Below are 16473 nucleotides of genomic sequence, written 5' to 3' on the forward strand. Positions count from 1 at the left end.
GCAATTTGTTGATCGTTTTCATGTATTGCATTGATAGAGCGATTCAGATCACATATAAATGGCTGCCGGCCCGCTAGCACGGGCGGCTTTTTGCGAGAGGCTTACTATGCACCCACGTTATCAGCAGGCATTTGCCACGCTGCCTACCCTGTTACAGAGCGCTTTGCAGCCGATATTATCTGCTGACGACTTTGCCGGATTTATCACTGCCAGCCAGGCACACCAGTTAAAACAGCACTGCGGTTACAGCGACAGCGAGCTGGCCTTTGCCCTGCTGCCGCTGGCGGCGGCCTGCGCCGTCGCCACCCTGTCTGATTTTAAAGTGGGGGCGATTGCGCGCGGAGCCAGCGGCACGCTGTGGTTTGGTGCCAATATGGAATTTGCCGGGGCCACCATGCAGCAGACGGTGCATGCCGAACAGAGCGCGGTCACCCATGCCTGGCTGCGCGGGGAAAGCGCGCTGGCCTCGGTAACCGTCAACTACACGCCGTGCGGCCACTGCCGCCAGTTTATGAACGAGCTGAACAGCGGAACGCAGCTGACGATTGAACTGCCCGGCCGCGCTGCCGCAACGCTGGGCCACTATCTGCCGGACTCTTTCGGCCCGCGCGACCTGGCGATCACCACCCTGCTGATGGATGCCGTCGATCACGGCATCGTCGCTTCGGGTGATACGCTGGAGCAGGCCGCCCTGAATGCCGCCAACCGCAGCCATGCCCCTTACAGCCAGGCTTACAGCGGCGTGGCGCTGGAGACGGCTGAGGGGGGTATCTTCGCCGGAAGCTACGCGGAAAATGCCGCCTTTAACCCTGGCCTGCCGCCGTTGCAGGGGGCACTGAACCTGCTGAACCTGGCAGGGCACAGCCTGAATACCATTCAGCGTGCAGTACTGGCTGAATCCCCGCAGGCGAAGCTGAGCCAGCAGAATGCCACCGCCGCCACCCTGGCTGCCCTCGGCTGCGGTAATCTCAGCGTCGTTGCTCTGGTTAAAGCGTAACAAAGCCTCTGTTCGTCGAGGAGGATCGCAGCTTTTGTTATTACTTGTTAACAAAAGCTGTACTTTCAGATGAATTATTTTAGGATTGGCGCCACGACACTTCCGATCCTGACACCTGACAGAGTATTAATTGCATGGAACTCGAATACGAAAGTAAACGACCGCTGTATATCCCCTATGCCGGCCCTATCCTGCTGGAATTTCCCCTTCTGAACAAAGGCAGTGCGTTCTCCATTGAAGAGCGTAATGACTTCAACCTGAATGGTCTGCTGCCAGAAACGGTGGAAACCATTGAGGAGCAGGCTGAGCGTGCATGGCGCCAGTTCCAGGACTTTAAAAACGATAACGATAAGCACGTCTACCTGCGCAATATTCAGGACACTAACGAAACGCTGTTCTACCGCCTGCTGGACAATCATCTGGAAAAGATGATGCCAATTATTTACACCCCGACCGTGGGCGCGGCCTGTGAGCACTTCTCCGAAATCTACCGCCGCGCGCGCGGCCTGTTTATCTCCTACCCGAACCGCTCCAGCATTGAAGACATGCTGCAAAACGCCACCAAGCAAAACGTGAAGGTGATCGTGGTCACCGACGGCGAGCGCATCCTTGGCCTGGGCGACCAGGGCATCGGCGGCATGGGCATTCCTATCGGTAAGCTGTCGCTGTACACCGCCTGTGGCGGCATCAGCCCGGCGTATACCCTGCCGGTGGTGCTGGATGTCGGCACCAACAATCAGCAGCTGCTGAACGACCCGCTGTATATGGGATGGCGCCATCCGCGCATCACCGGCGAAGAGTATGACGCGTTCGTCAACGAGTTCATCAACGCTGTCAAGAGCCGCTGGCCGAACGTGCTGCTGCAGTTTGAGGACTTCGCGCAGAAGAATGCCATGCCGCTGCTGGAGCGCTATCGCGACGAAGTGTGCTGCTTTAACGATGATATCCAGGGCACCGCAGCGGTGACGCTGGGTACGCTGATCGCCGCCAGCCGCGCCGCGGGCAGCAGGCTGTGCGAGCAGAAGGTGGTGTTCCTTGGTGCCGGTTCCGCGGGTTGCGGCATCGCCGAGCAGATCGTCGCGCAGATGAAGTCTGAAGGGCTCAGCGACGAAGAGGCGCGCGGGCGCGTATTTATGGTCGACCGCTTTGGCCTGCTGACCGACAAACTGCCAAATCTGCTTAACTTCCAGAGCAAGCTGGTGCAGAAGAGCGACGGCCTGAGCGGCTGGGACAGCAGCAGCGATTCGCTGTCGCTGCTCGACGTGGTGCGTAACGCGCAGCCAAGTATTATGATCGGTGTTTCCGGCCAGCCGGGCCTGTTCAGCGAAGAGATCGTGCGCGAGATGCATAAGCACTGCGCACGCCCGATCATTATGCCGCTGTCGAACCCGACTTCACGCGTGGAAGCAACGCCGCAGGATATTATGGCGTGGACCGACGGCAATGCGCTGGTCGCCACCGGCAGTCCGTTCTCCCCGGTGAGCTGGAAGGATAAAACCTACCCTATCGCACAGTGCAATAACTCCTATATCTTCCCGGGTATTGGGCTTGGCGTGATTGCCTCTGGCGCGACCCGCGTCACTGACAGCATGCTGATGGCGGCCAGCCGCGCGCTGGCCGACTGTTCCCCGCTGGCGAACGAGGGCAGCGGCCCGGTGCTGCCTGAAGTGAAGGACATTCAGGGCGTGTCGAAAGTGATCGCAATGGCGGTCGGTAAAGCCGCACAGCTGGCCGGCGTTGCCGTGGTGACTTCTGAAGATGTACTGTCGAAAGCCATCGCCGCCAACTTCTGGCTGCCGCAGTATCGTAATTACCGCCGCACCTCAATTTGATCGTCTGAACCCTCACTTGATAGCCGGGTGCAGCATTGCGCCCGGTTATTTGTGCGAAATCCCGCCATCCGACGCACTGTCACTTGCTTCACTCCCCTGCCTCAAGTAGCCTTGAATTCTCTTTTGATTGCCAACCCGAGCGCCGTCCAGCATGTTGAAACGCCTGATTTATGGTCTGATTATCATCGTCGCCCTGATGGTGATGGCCGCGCTTGGCCTGGACCGCTGGATCAGCTGGAAAACGGCACCCTATATATATGACGATCTGAAAACGCTGCCGCACCGTCAGGTTGGCGTGGTCCTGGGCACCGCGAAATATTATCGCACCGGGGTAATCAATCAGTATTATCTCTACCGCATGCAGGGCGCGTTGAACGCCTACAACAGCGGCAAGGTGAACTATCTGCTGCTGAGCGGGGATAACGCGTTACAGAGCTACAACGAGCCCATGACCATGCGCCGCGACCTGATCGCCGCAGGCGTTGAGCCATCCGATATCGTGCTGGACTATGCCGGTTTCCGCACCCTCGATTCGATTGTGCGCACGCGTAAGGTCTTTGATACCAACGACTTTATTATCATCACCCAGCGCTTCCACTGCGAGCGTGCGCTGTTTATCGCCCTCCATATGGGCATTCAGGCGCAGTGCTATGCGGTGCCATCACCCAAGAATATGCTGAGCGTGCGTATGCGTGAAGTCGGCGCCCGCCTCGGCGCGCTGGCGGACCTGTACCTGATGAAGCGTGAACCGCGCTTCCTCGGACCGCTGGTGCCGATCCCCGCCGTACACGAAGTGCCGGAAGATGCGCAGAGCTACCCGGCGGTGACGCCAGAGCAGCTGCTGGAGATCCAGCAGAAGAGATAAGGCTTAAGCGTTAAATCCCGTGTGCGTGTTATCAGCCTGTTTCCGAAATAAAAAGGGCCGACCCAAAAAGCGGTCGGCCCCTACGCGATCTTCTGCCACTTGTAGGGGTTGACCTTCTTTTTCGGTCACCCCGTCAGCTCAGGAGAATTACTTCTTACGTGCGTACTTAAGCGAATCCAGCGCCACGGCGAAGATGATGATGCCGCCCTTAATAATGTACTGCCAGTAAGGGTTAACGCCGATATAGGTCAGGCCGTAGTTGATCACCGTAAAGATGATAACCCCGGTTACCACGCCCGCTACCGTACCCACACCACCGGCAAACGACACACCGCCGACCACGCAAGCCGCAATCGCATCCAGCTCATACATAAAGCCGAGGTTATTGGTAGCAGAACCGATGCGCCCGGCTTCCAGCATGCCGCCGAAGGCGTAGAACACGCCGGACAGCGCGTACACCAGAATCAGGTTGTACGGCACGTTAACGCCAGAGACTTTCGCCGCTTCCGGGTTACCGCCGATAGCGAAGATGTTTTTACCAAAGCGCGTTTTGTTCCACAGGATCCACACCAGGAAGATGGCGATAATCGCGTAGAAGGTTATGTAAGAGAGCTTGAAGTCACCAAAGCGCAGGAAGCCCTGAGCAAAGGTTGAAAACTTCTCGTCAAAGCCCGCCACCGGCGAAGCACCCACAAAGTCGTAATACAGTGAGTTAATACCGTAAACGATAATCATGGTGCCCAGCGTGGTGATAAACGGTGTCACCTTCAGATAGGCAATAATCAGGCCGTTAACCAGGCCAATCACCGCACCAATGGCGCAGACAATCGCAATCACCGCCGCAATCGGCAGAGTTTCCAGGTGCGGGAACACCTTGTTCGCATTGTCCATCGCCTGCAGCAGCGTTGCTGCCACCACCGCTGCAAGGCCAACCTGACGCCCTGCTGACAGGTCCGTGCCCTGAGTAACAATCAGCCCGGCCACACCGAGTGCGATAATCACGCGAACGGAAGACTGAGTCAGAATATTACTCAGATTCATTAAGCTTAAGAATGTTGGATCCTGGATAATAATGATCGCCAGCAATACCAGCAGCACCACATAAATCCCGCCCTCTTTTAAAAAGGTGAGCGCACTTTTCTTATTCACTGCATTCATAGTAACAGCCCTTACATCATTAAAGGTGCAACGATGCCAAACGCAATATTTCGTTTTGCGTAGTCGTTTTTGTTTCGACAATGCCTGCAACCAGGCCATTACTCATTACCAGAATCCTGTCGGTAATCCCTAACAACTCTGGCATTTCAGAAGAGATAATAATAATCCCCTTATCCTTCTTCGCCAGCTCTGAAATCAACTGATAGATTTCAAATTTCGCCCCCACGTCAATACCGCGCGTAGGTTCATCGAGCATCAATATTTCCGGCTGGGTTAATAACCAGCGGCCGATAATGACCTTTTGCTGGTTACCACCGGATAAAGAACCGATGGACGTGTGGTGCCCCGGTGTTTTCACCCGCATGGAGTCAATCACCCACTGGGTATCGCTCTTCATGCGGCTATTATCCAGCAGGCCAATACTGTTTTTATATTTCTTAATATTGGAGATCAGTGAGTTAAAACCGATATCCAGGTACGCATAAATCCCGGTTGAGCGGCGCTCTTCGGTCACCAGGGCAAAACCGTGGTTGATGGCTTCATTGGCACTGTGGTTATTGATCGCTTTACCGTGCAGGCGAATAGTACCGGCGGACTTCTCGCGAATACCAAACAGCGTTTCCACGATATCGGTTCGTTTCGCCCCAACCAGGCCCGCAATGCCGAGGATCTCGCCTTTACGCAGGTCAAAGGAGATATCACGGATCGACGGCTGGCGCAGCGATGTCAGGTTGCGCACCTCAAGAATGGTTTCCCCCGGCACGTTGGCTTTATCCGGGAAACGCTGATTGAGCGAGCGCCCAACCATCATTGAGATGATCTTATCCATATCCAGCCCTTCCAGCGACTGAGTGGCAATCCACTGGCCGTCGCGCAGGATGGTGATTTCGTCACACAGCTGGAAAATCTCTTCCATCTTGTGCGAGATATAGATAATGCCGCAGCCGCGATCTTTCAGCTTACGAATAATCGTGAACAGATGGTTCACTTCTTTTTCGGTCAGCGATGACGTTGGCTCATCCATAATGACAATTTTGGCATTATAGGAGAACGCTTTCGCGATTTCGATCATCTGCATCTGGGATACAGAGAGATTGATCACCTTGTCGCGCGGATCGATATCAATATCCAGCTCGTCGAAAATGGCTTTGGTATCGCGATACATTTTATCCTGATCGACGAAGAAGCCTTTTCTCGGATAACGCCCGAGCCACATATTGTCCATAACGGTACGTTGCAGAACGAGGTTTAATTCCTGATGCACCATTGAAACGCCATTTTCCAGCGCTTCTTTAGAGCTTTTGTAATTAACTTCCTCACCCTGAAAAAGAATGCTCCCCGTATCTTTACTGTAAATGCCAAACAGGCATTTTAATAGCGTCGATTTCCCCGCGCCATTCTCCCCCATCAAGGCGTGAATAGAGTGTGGACGGACTTTTAAATTTACATTATCGAGCGCTTTAACACCGGGGAATGACTTACTGACATCAGTCATTTCCAGCAAATATTCGCGCTGTGTTTGCACGTTATCACTGCCCATATGTCTACCTGGATGAGTGGTGTAGAGTCAGGTCACCCTGACTCAACGCCTGAATACAGGCGCCGCAGCGCCCGCATCAGGTGATACTTATTTGACGAACTGAGACAGATTCTCTTTATCGACTGGAACATAGGCAACGCGAACCACTTTGCCGTCCAGCTTATAGTTGGTGCCTTCGGTAGCAGGTTTACCCGCTGCCAGGTTTTTCGCCATATCGAAGGTGGCTTTAGCCTGGTTTTCAGCATCATTCAGTACAGTACCGGCCATCGCACCGGATTTCACCATCGCCAGTGCTTCTGGCAGCGCATCTACACCGAACACCGGTACAGAAGATTTGTTGTGGGCTTTCAGGGCTTCTACCGCACCCATCGCCATTGCATCGTTGTTAGCGATAACCACTTCGATTTTGTTACCGTTCGGGCCGGACAGCCAGGCGTCCATTTTGTCTTTCGCCTGAGCGGTATCCCACATCGCGGTATCCATATGCAGCTGCTGAGTTTTCAGGCCATCTTTATTCAGCGTCTCGATCACATACTTGGTACGCGCTTCAGCATCCGGGTGGCCCGGCTCGCCTTTCAGCAGCACGAACTGGATCTGACCATCTTTGTTCAGGTCCCATGCCGCGTTCGCTTTCCACTGCTTCTCGATCAGTTCGCCCTGCTTCACGCCAGACTCTTTGGAGTCAGTCCCGACGTAATAGGCTTTGTCATAGCTGGCCAGTGCTTTTGCCGATGGCTCTTTGTTGAAGAACACCACCGGGATATCATTAGCTTTCGCTTTGCTAATCACCACCGCAGCCGCAGCCGGGTCAACCAGGTTGATGGCCATCGCCTTAACGCCCTTAGCAACCATAACGTCGACCTGGTCGTTCTGGGTAGACTGGCTGTTCTGCGAGTCATTCATCAACAGCTGAACGTCCGGGCTGTTTTTGGCTTCTTTCTCGATATCCTTACGCACCACCGACATAAAGTTGTCGTCATACTTATAAATAGTTACGCCGATACGGGTGTCAGCAGCATGAGCAGTGGCGCCAAACAGCATGGTGGCCACCAGGGCGCTGAGAGTGAAAACCTTCTTATTCATGGTATCTCCGGTTTTTTGTAGGGTAGTACTCAACGCCGCGTGTCGGCTATCAGGACAACACGCAGCATCCAGTTGGTGGCGGCGCGTCGATAGTGTTAAATCGATGTTGCGCACAGCCGACGTTCTAAAACATCAAACCCGACTTCCCTGTACGGAAATGCTTTCCAGTTACTGTGTGTGAAAGTGTTTCACAGGGCAGTAAGAAGAGAGCTATCAGGGGCGCTCTCTCCGTTACATAATGTTTCAAACCCTGCAGGACGCTGCCATCATAGAGAAGGCCCTGTTAATTAACTGTGAATTTACTCACAGATTGGAAACGGTTACATCCCAGATTCGCCTGAGTTAGTGACGGCCGCCACATTTTGCCGCACGGCCACCGAATGGCGACGCACAAGAGTAGGCATAAAGCAGTGCTCAGCACTGCTATCCAGCTCGCCAGCCGCCCCTTTTAACGCCAGTTCGGTCGCCAGTTTTGCCATGGAAACAATCGGATAGCGCACGGTGCTCAGCTGCGGGTCGGTATAGCGCGAAATAGGAATATCATCGAAGCCCACCACTGATAGCTGCTGCGGCACCGCAATGCCGTTGTCTTTCAGCGCGGCTAAAGCGCCGGCGGCCATGCTGTCGTTATAGGCGAAGACGGCGGTCAGATGCAGATTACGCCCCAGCAGCTCCACCATCGCCGCTTCCCCGCCCTGTAAGTCGGGTTCGCCGCTGGCGCACCAGCTGTCGACCGGAACAATCCCCTGCTCTGTCAGCGCCTGCGACCAGCCGTCACGGCGCTGATCGTTATCTTCGATGGGGTGGGCAGAACCCAGGTAGCCAATGCGCTGATGACCATGCTGTTGCAGCATACGCATCGCCATCAGCGCCCCGCTAACGTTATCGAGGCAGACGCAGCGGTGAGCAAAACCGGGGATAATCCGGTTGACCAGAACCATGCCCGGCACCTGCTGCATCAGGGACCCCAGCTCGGCATCGCACAACGCTTTTGCATGGACGATCAGGGCGTTACAGCGCTGACGGATCAGAACTTCAATCGCGTGGCGCTCTTTATCCGCCTGATGATAGGAGTTGTTGATAAGGACATGCTTGTGCAGACGCTGGGCCACGGTATCCACCGCTTTGACCAGCGCGCCAAAGAAGGGATCGGAAACGTCCATCACGACAACACCGATGGTGTCGCTAACCTGGGTGGCCAGCGCCTGCGCGTTGGCGTTGGGCCGGTAGCCCAGCCGTTCCACGGTTTTCAGCACCGTATCCCGCGTGTCGCCCGTGACCGATGCGCTGTTGTTGAGCACGCGCGACACGGTCGCTACCGACACGCCCGCTTCACGTGCCACATCACGAATAGTAATCATGAGCGATTACCGCTGAAGTATAAGTTTTGCATAGCCCTTCCTGACAGACGCATTCTGGAGTCTATTCTGTCAGTCTTCAAAGCCTGGCTGCGTGAATTGCGTCACAGCTCTGAAAACGGTTACATACAAATTTATAACCTTTGTGATGGATATCATTATCCTGTGGGACACTATGTGAGGGATGTCCCGCCTGGTCCAATTAGTCAGAGGTTTACCCCGCATTCAGGGATCGATTAGTCGACCAATATGCCGGTAGAATTGCTGTTGGTCGTGCTTGCTGGCACCAAAAAGTTTTACCACCTGCTGCCACAATGCATAAATTCTTCGTGGATTACAGTCAAGTGCTCTGGCAATCTCTTTAGTATGAAGATTGTATAAATAGCCGCGTAATACACTTATCTGCTGCTGGTTAAGTTTTCGATTTTTTTTAGTCAGCGCCTGATAACCTGCGCTCACACGGGAAGGTGATTTAACCAATACACTGTTAATCAGCGCTCGCACGCAGCCAATTTTGACTCCTTTACTAAGCGAAAAATCTGCAGATAATGTGGGCATGTATTCATTTATGATTGAAAAATTAAAAACTTTGCAGTCTTGATTAGCCCGCTTGATGCGCGCTATATCACTGTCAAGGTCGATGAGTATCTCATCGGAACTCAGCACGTCATAAAAAACCATATCATGATTTTGGGTTAAAGAGGCCTCAATAAACGCATTCAGCGTACAGAAGTTCGACATGATAATGTTGGCATTCAGCTCCATGCAAATATGGCTGAGAGCTAATTGAGTGAAAACACACGCATCAATGACGGCAACATTAATTTCCATTTTTGTTTCTGCTTCCATTTTTTTATTTTCACCTCCATAAAAAAGTACATTTGACATGCTAAGTTAACCAATTAGCATTAATAAACTTTTACCAGACCACCGTATCACAAGAAAAATCAGAAAAAAGCCAGAGACCATCAATTGCCATAGTAAGTTATTAAATATGTGCACTCTACTTTCATAGTCAGGCAGAAAGCACTTAATAACAAAAAACCTCGATCTCTTTAGGCATGGGTTATCTTAATGCTCGCTTACGCAACTAAGATAACACTCATATTCAGATTAAAATTGATTAACTTAATACAAATCTATAGTAACGAAGAGAAAAAACGGCCACAGTTGACTTATTGCCTGATAATTACATTAGGAGAAACCCTTAAATTGAGAAAAAATCCTAGCTACTAATGTTTGCCTTAGAAAAATAATCACTTTAGTATTGACGCGCATGTCTGGAACAGCATGCCACTTCAACCCAAAAGGATTTAATATGAAAAAAATTTACGCCGCACTTCCGCTCGCTGTCGTTGCAATGACTCTCTCCAACGTGAGTTATTCTGCAGACCCGGCAGATAAAACAGTGACCGCAACAGCAGTCTGGCAAGCTGAAGCCAGCAAAGATACGACAAGTGAACTGGTGGTAACCCCAATGAGAGCACTGGTATTTAAATACTCTCCGAGCACCAAAAGCTTTAACCAGGATATTGGGACCTTTGATGTTGCCATTAAAGGCGACCACTCCAGCGCGAAAAGCTTTAAGCTTGAAGCACGAATTGATGACGGTAATAACACCTTACGTCAAATGGGTGGTAAAAGTACGCTGCAAGTGGGTGGCTCTTTCGGTAGTAGTTTATTAGGCTCCAGCGCAGGCGGTACCGATCAAGGCGTTGGTGCTAATAGCAACTGGACCACGCTGATTGATTCAGGTAAAGATATTGGTACCGGCAGTGCACTGTGGAATCTGTCGCAGGAGAAAGGTTCAGCCGACACCGTGGTATCTGCACGCGACAACTTCAAATTCAGCGTAGTTAACGCCAGCGCTGATGGTATTGCCAAGACGACGGATATGTCTACTCTTCCTGATGGAATGTGGCAGGGTGAAGTGGCTGTGGCATTCCGTGCAACCTGGGAAGCTCCAGCTGCACCTTAACCTTAATTAATTTAATGTAAGCCATTTAAACCAATAAGAGAATAACTTGCAGGGGCAGGGACTTGCCCCTGCAATTACCACAGGGAAAGTAATATGATCAAATATCGTGCTTTTGCATTGGCTGCTTTCATCTTACCACTGGCAGCAAATGCATTAAATGTTGGAAGTGTCACCACTATTATCCCAGCTGATAAGCAACTGGTGGCTAAGCAGTTATCAAATGAAACAGACACAGGTCGTCTTGTCAAAATTTTCGCACAAAGAATAAACTCCCCCTACTCTTCCGGAGAGGTGATTAATTTTGATAGTCCATCAGAATTACTGATAACGCCTACGCGTATGATCATGCCAGCTGATTCAAGAAATTTAGTAAAGATATACTATCAGGGTAAATCAGATAATACCGAACGCTATTATCGGCTTACTTTTACCGATGAACCTGTTTCGGATAACGCTACCGAACAGACCGGAAAACAAGCTCAGGCTCTTACCAGAGCAGTGATCAGCACAATTCTGGTGGTACAACCGCGAAACAAAAATCTTGATTTCAAATATCAAAATGGCCAAATCAGCAATACCGGAAACGTTTCATGGCGAATTACAGCAAATGGCCCCTGCCAGAAAAAACCAATGCTTGATAAGAAAAAAGATTGTCGCGATGCGTTTTATGTCCCTCCAGGAAAAACTTATCTGTTCCCGACGGTAGATGTTGCAGCAAAAGAGTCATACATAGGCATATGGGATATTGGTAAATTTATTTATGTTGACAAGAATAACAACTTTTAAAAATGAATAAAAAAAACCAACTCTATAGCCTAATTGCATGGGCGATTTTTTCATCCACAGCATCGGCAATGGATAACCCTGAGAAATCTCATGTAATTGGTCATTACCGATTCCCTGCAGCACTATACAGCATGATGGAGTCCGGTTTAGAAATACCCATAATGCTGGATAATGCTGCCAACCCCTCCGATTCTAAAGCTTGTGGTGAGGAGTGCTATGTCTCGATTGGCAAGACTATATTATTTAGCGAGCATGATAAGCTGGGCCTTAGAAACATTCAAACTTCCGTTAACGATGATAACAACATCAAATTATCCACTAACTTAATTAACCAGTTTGACGGGATTAACAACAAATACTTCGATGATAAACTAAATTTATCGGTTACACCATGGGCATGGTTCAGCCTGGACGTTAGCAAAATGAGATTAATACTTCATATACAACAGCAAGGGTTTGGTGTTGTAACCCGTCCGCGCCAGTTCGACATGGATGCTCCCTCGAACGAAAGCTTAAGTGGCACTATCTCATATAACTTTGGCGGTTATAGCAATAATACTTCACAGGGACTGAACACCAACTCCGGCTATCTTAACGCTAACAGCACCACTTCACTGGGAGCACAACATTTCATTCTCAATGGTTCAATGTATGTGGGCAACAGCATTTCGTCCGACCGAAGTGGCAGAATCAATGCCGCGTTATGGGAGCGTGATTACAAAGGGATGAGATATGCTGCTGGTGCGCTGGACTCCTGGAGTATGCAGTCTGTCGGTAACGTCACCGCCTTAGATGGCGGCGATATCTATGGTTTTTCATTAGGTAATGCAGCTAGCTCACGCAAACGTGATAAGACATTATCGCTCACTCCAGTTGTGGTTTTTTTCTCGCAGGCAGGTGAAGCACGCCTGTATCGCGATGGTAAATTGATTAACATCCAACGCTTCGCAGTGGGCAATCACGAAATAGACACCTCTGTCCTGCCTTACGGTATATACAGCGTTGACATTGAAGTGGTCAGTGGCGGGCATCGCTTATCGAGAAGCGTATATCAGATTAATAAGCCATTCTCTGCTGAAGTCGGCGACAGCATGCGCTGGCAAGTATGGGGCGGCGCTTATAACCGCGACCGCTACAATAACAACCAGTATGATAACGAAAAGAAAAATCTCGATCGTGAAGATGATTTTTCACAAAATCGCAAACAGCTGCTTTCGTTGCTGGGCATTTCTTTGGGTAAGAGTCATAGCAAGCTGGAGTGGAGTTCTTCAGGGTATATGCTGCGTAACCGCATCATTGCTGAAGTTTCAGCATCGACACGCCTTATCTCCTGGTTATCCTTAAACACTCAAGGCATGGCTGCAAGCGACGGCAGCTCACGTACCAATGTTGGATCAAATCTCAATCTGCCCTATAACGCAGGTAGTGTCTGGTACAGTTACAGCAGATTGTCCACTGGTCGATTTCTTGCGCTTTATGAAAATAAAGGGGTCAACTGGGGAGTCTCCCTGAATGTGCCGTCCTTAGGATTCATTCGAAATGGTGTCGTGACCTTCAACGAGGATCGCGATGCGATCTACGGGTATAAACGTCGCCGACTGGACTACTCTCAGGCCCTGTACGCTGGCAGGTATGCTTCTGTAAGACTGCGTACGGGTGTCGCAACTAACAGCAGTAATTATGGTTATCATAGTCATACCTCCCGTGAAAGATACGTCATGCTCGATTTCTCAATCCCGCTGGGTGATTCCATCTCCGCAGGTATATCACACTCGCGTGAATCCGGTACGAATCTCGATCTCAATGCAACCCATCGTTTCGAGGGTGAATACCTCAAGAGCGTTTCAGCAAATATGTCGAAATCCTTCTCAGGTAATGTTAGCCGCAGCGTAGCGGGTGGCGTAACTGCGGATATTGACACGCCATTTAACGCCAACAGTGTCAGCGTCCAAACAGATAATGACAAAGGATGGAACGGTACATTGACCAGTGCAGGATCGGTTGGATGGTCAGGAATGAGCTTTGGGGCGGATAAGGGAACATCAAACGCTGGGGTGATGATTGATACCGGGCTGAAGTCGGGAGAAAAACTCATGCTTGATGTAGATGGACGTTCATACCCATTAAAAGGAAATCGTAATTACATCCCTTTGCCTCCTTACAGCAATTATAAAATTGAATTAATGAACAGTGCTGACACGCTAGATAACTATGAAATTGATGATAGCTATAAAAATAAGGTCGCGCTTTATCCAGGGAATGTTGTCCATTTGACCCCGAGGGTTAAAAAAATCGTTACAGTCTTCGGTCGGCTGGTAGATAAATACGGTCACTCTTTGGCTAAACGCAGGATAAAAAACAGCTTCGGCCTGGCCGAAACTGAAAGTGATGGCCGCTTTGTCATCGATGTCGATACCCTTAAGCCTGTGCTGGATATTGAAACTTCAGATAACAGCGTGTGTTCAATCACGCTTGAATTTAAATCAACACAGGGTGCCCAGTGGTTGGGTGATGTTAAATGCACTGCTGATAGCTATGTCGCGAATACTAGCGTCTCGGATAAAGGGAGCAATAAATCATGAAATGGCTGACGTACGTTCTGGCTCTAATTTCTACTATGGCATGGTCAGATAGCACCATCCCCTTCGTCGCATTTCATCACTTGGGAGCGAAAAGCAGTGAGAACACGTCAGCACTGTATGGATTGGCGCGAGGAACAAGTTTACTGGTAGGGTCATCCACCCTGCCTGTTTTAAGCGATCAGCAATCACCAACCGTAGCAACCTATGTTCCTGGTAGTCTGACCGAAGTCGGACTAAACAATTATGATAATGACCCGGTATGGAATTACAGCATCCAGGGATTTAAGGGCACGGCGTTTAGGGGTAGCAGCTGTACCTTCAGCTGCGGCAGTGGTTTCACTCAACCCGTTGCCGTGAGTGATTCATCTATTACGCTCAAGTATGTGATGACGGGGGGGATATATAGCCAAAATGGTCTGGTTTTAAGCGAACCTTTCTTCAACTATCTGGCTCAGTTATCAGCAGGTAGTAATACAACTATTACTACTTCCGTAAGAAACCAATTCAACGAGTTTAGCCAAAAAAACACCGTGCATAAGCTAGGTGACTTTACCTTGTCAAACCTGGAACGACTGGAGTTTGCAATTGACCCTATCAGTGGACAGATCACTCTTAAAACAGCGGACAGCAAGAAAAACTGTGTCTCATATACTCGCAATACTATGCCGGGTGTGTTGTGCAGTATTATGAGTTATACCTATCGAGGGGAATCAACAGCCGCCTGGAAATATACTCTTTCACTTAGCACCTCCAAGGTTAATCCGATTTTGTATAAATATTACGCGCGAGGGCTAAACGTTGAATACACCTTTGATGAAAAACTATGGACGGCATTATCGAATGCCAGCACAGGTTCCCCCGCCGAGCTGGCTAACAATTTTATGGAACAGCCACAGAAATATGGCGGGACTGCCAACATGAAAATGTTCTTTCCCAATGATTTTATTTCTGCGGTTGCAACCGGCGGTAACGCCAGCGATCTGACTGATATCATGACATTATGTATAAGCGCACCCTACAGTATGATAAATGCAGACTTCTGTGTAAAACCGGGAGATGGTATCGGGATCCGCCCCATTGCACCAGATGTAGAAATTACGCCAGACAACCCCGACTATACCCTTGACCCCGATGGGCTTGCCGGCAGTGGTAAAGGCAAGATTGGTGACAGTGCACCGATAGCCATCCCTTACACCATCACGACCACCGCAGAAGATCCGGCAATGGCGATGAGTGTACGTGTCACCGGCAATAGTCAGTCATTAAATGGCCACCTCTACTGTCTTTTTCGCGGTATTGCCGATGCCAGCGCCGTCACGGTTCCGGTGCCCGGTTTCATGACGGTAGGAAATAGCAAAAAACGCTATGCGCACAATTGCTCGGGTAAAATGATAAATATTGATGACCCTTATCACTCTCCGCAGGAGTGGAATCGGCGAGACTCAGCTATTAGTGGTCTCAAATCGTGGCACACGCCGTTTATTCTTGAGTTTCAAATGGATGACCCTGTCTCACTTAGGACATATTCCGATGGCTACTGGGATGGCGTAGTCAATGCTCAGGGAACTATTGAGGTTTCTGCATCATGGAAATAAAAAAATCAATACGTTGCCTTTTATGTTTAGCATTTTATTTTATTCCATTTAGTGCTTTTTCCCTGACTTTGGATAATCTAAATATTGACCTGATGCCTGATAAAAAGGTGCGCTATGTCACTATTCATAACAGTAGCCCGCAGAAAAATCTCTACACGGTCAGCATGGTGCAGGTCGCTGTCCCCAGACAGAGTGGTCAGGAAACCATTATTTCAGATGGTTCTCTTCTTTACTCCCCCCAAAAGTTAGAACTCAATCCCGGCCAACGCGCCGGGTTTAAGTTTTATTATATGGGAAAAACTGACAACATTGAGCGCTACTATCGGGTAAAGTTTACTGAAACACCGATAACGACGATGAAGTGGACAGCAAGCAAACGAGAAATCAGCTCTGATTTTCGCCTTGCGGTTGAAGCTATTATGATTGTCAGACCCGCTAAGATAGCGTTTAGCTATAAGATTAACAAGAATGAGATAATCAATACTGGAAATGCCTATTTTAAGTATATGTCTTCCGTAGGTTGCAGCAACAATTATCTTGATTCTAAATTTGTCGCCCCTGATGAAACCTTCCTAATAAATCAAAACAGCAGCAAGTCAAAAAAAATACTTGTCTTTAGAGATAAAATAATTAAACTCACCTCCTGTAGCAAGTAACTATAGCTACGCCGTAATCTGTAAAAAATAAGCTAAGCCAGTA

Annotated in this window: 13 protein-coding genes; 8 read left to right on the top strand and 5 right to left on the bottom strand. The window is 49.9% G+C overall.

Annotated elements, in window-relative coordinates:
* The first annotated feature begins 106 nt into the window (after positions 1 to 106).
* The 3 genes from cdd (at position 107) to sanA (ending at position 3694) form a co-directional block, all read left to right on the top strand.
* Complete coding sequence (cdd, locus tag ACLI4M_RS01685; protein WP_133623265.1) at positions 107 to 997, top strand: cytidine deaminase; 891 nt, start codon at positions 107 to 109, stop codon at positions 995 to 997.
* A 134-nt stretch (positions 998 to 1131) separates the two neighbouring features.
* Positions 1132 to 2829, top strand: a complete 1698-nt coding sequence (locus ACLI4M_RS01690; protein ID WP_048915536.1) for an NAD-dependent malic enzyme — start codon at positions 1132 to 1134, stop codon at positions 2827 to 2829.
* Positions 2830 to 2980: 151 nt separating this feature from the next.
* Complete coding sequence (gene sanA, locus ACLI4M_RS01695) at positions 2981 to 3694, top strand: outer membrane permeability protein SanA (protein ID WP_048915535.1); 714 nt, start codon at positions 2981 to 2983, stop codon at positions 3692 to 3694.
* A gap of 147 nt (positions 3695 to 3841) precedes the next feature.
* Here sanA and mglC read toward each other — a convergent pair whose 3' ends face one another.
* The 5 genes from mglC to ACLI4M_RS01720 all read right to left on the bottom strand — a co-directional run bounded on the left by mglC (position 3842) and on the right by ACLI4M_RS01720 (position 9721).
* Positions 3842 to 4852, bottom strand: a complete 1011-nt coding sequence (gene mglC, locus ACLI4M_RS01700; protein ID WP_048915534.1) for a galactose/methyl galactoside ABC transporter permease MglC — start codon at positions 4850 to 4852, stop codon at positions 3842 to 3844.
* A 19-nt stretch (positions 4853 to 4871) separates the two neighbouring features.
* Positions 4872 to 6392, bottom strand: coding sequence for a galactose/methyl galactoside ABC transporter ATP-binding protein MglA (mglA, locus tag ACLI4M_RS01705; RefSeq protein WP_133623264.1), 1521 nt, complete (start codon positions 6390 to 6392; stop codon positions 4872 to 4874).
* 87 nt (positions 6393 to 6479) lie between these two features.
* Entirely contained in the window at positions 6480 to 7475 is a 996-nt protein-coding gene (gene mglB, locus ACLI4M_RS01710) for a galactose/glucose ABC transporter substrate-binding protein MglB (RefSeq protein WP_048915532.1), read from the bottom strand.
* 320 nt (positions 7476 to 7795) lie between these two features.
* Positions 7796 to 8836 (bottom strand): HTH-type transcriptional regulator GalS, encoded by a 1041-nt coding sequence (gene galS / locus ACLI4M_RS01715; RefSeq protein ID WP_133623263.1) that lies wholly within the window; start codon positions 8834 to 8836, stop codon positions 7796 to 7798.
* A gap of 222 nt (positions 8837 to 9058) precedes the next feature.
* Positions 9059 to 9721, bottom strand: a complete 663-nt coding sequence (locus ACLI4M_RS01720) for a hypothetical protein (RefSeq protein WP_133623262.1) — start codon at positions 9719 to 9721, stop codon at positions 9059 to 9061.
* A gap of 430 nt (positions 9722 to 10151) precedes the next feature.
* Between ACLI4M_RS01720 and ACLI4M_RS01725 the strand changes: the two genes are divergently transcribed.
* The 5 genes from ACLI4M_RS01725 (at position 10152) to ACLI4M_RS01745 (ending at position 16430) form a co-directional block, all read left to right on the top strand.
* Positions 10152 to 10811, top strand: a complete 660-nt coding sequence (locus ACLI4M_RS01725; protein WP_336796988.1) for a common pilus major fimbrillin subunit EcpA — start codon at positions 10152 to 10154, stop codon at positions 10809 to 10811.
* Positions 10812 to 10904: 93 nt separating this feature from the next.
* Positions 10905 to 11597 carry a fimbria/pilus periplasmic chaperone gene (locus tag ACLI4M_RS01730; protein ID WP_133623261.1) on the top strand — a complete coding sequence of 231 codons (693 nt, stop codon included), beginning with the start codon at positions 10905 to 10907 and terminating at the stop codon, positions 11595 to 11597.
* Between the two features lie 2 nt (positions 11598 to 11599).
* Positions 11600 to 14179 (top strand): TcfC E-set like domain-containing protein, encoded by a 2580-nt coding sequence (locus ACLI4M_RS01735; protein ID WP_133623260.1) that lies wholly within the window; start codon positions 11600 to 11602, stop codon positions 14177 to 14179.
* Positions 14176 to 15774, top strand: a complete 1599-nt coding sequence (locus ACLI4M_RS01740; protein WP_133623259.1) for a hypothetical protein — start codon at positions 14176 to 14178, stop codon at positions 15772 to 15774. Before ACLI4M_RS01735 ends, ACLI4M_RS01740 begins: the two co-directional genes overlap by 4 nt.
* Positions 15765 to 16430 (top strand): hypothetical protein, encoded by a 666-nt coding sequence (locus tag ACLI4M_RS01745; RefSeq protein WP_133623258.1) that lies wholly within the window; start codon positions 15765 to 15767, stop codon positions 16428 to 16430. Before ACLI4M_RS01740 ends, ACLI4M_RS01745 begins: the two co-directional genes overlap by 10 nt.
* Positions 16431 to 16473: the final 43 nt, after the last annotated feature.

Source organism: Erwinia sp. LJJL01 (genome assembly GCF_047300805.2).
Classification (GTDB): Bacteria; Pseudomonadota; Gammaproteobacteria; order Enterobacterales; family Enterobacteriaceae; genus Erwinia; species Erwinia aphidicola.

Excerpts from the sequence above, each read along its gene's own strand:
- cdd (WP_133623265.1), top strand. The coding sequence starts at position 107 with ATGCACCCACGTTATCAGCAGGCATTTGCCACGCTGCCTACCCTGTTA.
- ACLI4M_RS01690 (WP_048915536.1), top strand. The coding sequence starts at position 1,132 with ATGGAACTCGAATACGAAAGTAAACGACCGCTGTATATCCCCTATGCC.
- sanA (WP_048915535.1), top strand. The coding sequence starts at position 2,981 with ATGTTGAAACGCCTGATTTATGGTCTGATTATCATCGTCGCCCTGATG.
- mglC (WP_048915534.1), bottom strand. The coding sequence starts at position 4,852 with ATGAATGCAGTGAATAAGAAAAGTGCGCTCACCTTTTTAAAAGAGGGC.
- mglA (WP_133623264.1), bottom strand. The coding sequence starts at position 6,392 with ATGGGCAGTGATAACGTGCAAACACAGCGCGAATATTTGCTGGAAATG.
- mglB (WP_048915532.1), bottom strand. The coding sequence starts at position 7,475 with ATGAATAAGAAGGTTTTCACTCTCAGCGCCCTGGTGGCCACCATGCTG.
- galS (WP_133623263.1), bottom strand. The coding sequence starts at position 8,836 with ATGATTACTATTCGTGATGTGGCACGTGAAGCGGGCGTGTCGGTAGCG.
- ACLI4M_RS01720 (WP_133623262.1), bottom strand. The coding sequence starts at position 9,721 with ATGTCAAATGTACTTTTTTATGGAGGTGAAAATAAAAAAATGGAAGCA.
- ACLI4M_RS01725 (WP_336796988.1), top strand. The coding sequence starts at position 10,152 with ATGAAAAAAATTTACGCCGCACTTCCGCTCGCTGTCGTTGCAATGACT.
- ACLI4M_RS01730 (WP_133623261.1), top strand. The coding sequence starts at position 10,905 with ATGATCAAATATCGTGCTTTTGCATTGGCTGCTTTCATCTTACCACTG.
- ACLI4M_RS01735 (WP_133623260.1), top strand. The coding sequence starts at position 11,600 with ATGAATAAAAAAAACCAACTCTATAGCCTAATTGCATGGGCGATTTTT.
- ACLI4M_RS01740 (WP_133623259.1), top strand. The coding sequence starts at position 14,176 with ATGAAATGGCTGACGTACGTTCTGGCTCTAATTTCTACTATGGCATGG.
- ACLI4M_RS01745 (WP_133623258.1), top strand. The coding sequence starts at position 15,765 with ATGGAAATAAAAAAATCAATACGTTGCCTTTTATGTTTAGCATTTTAT.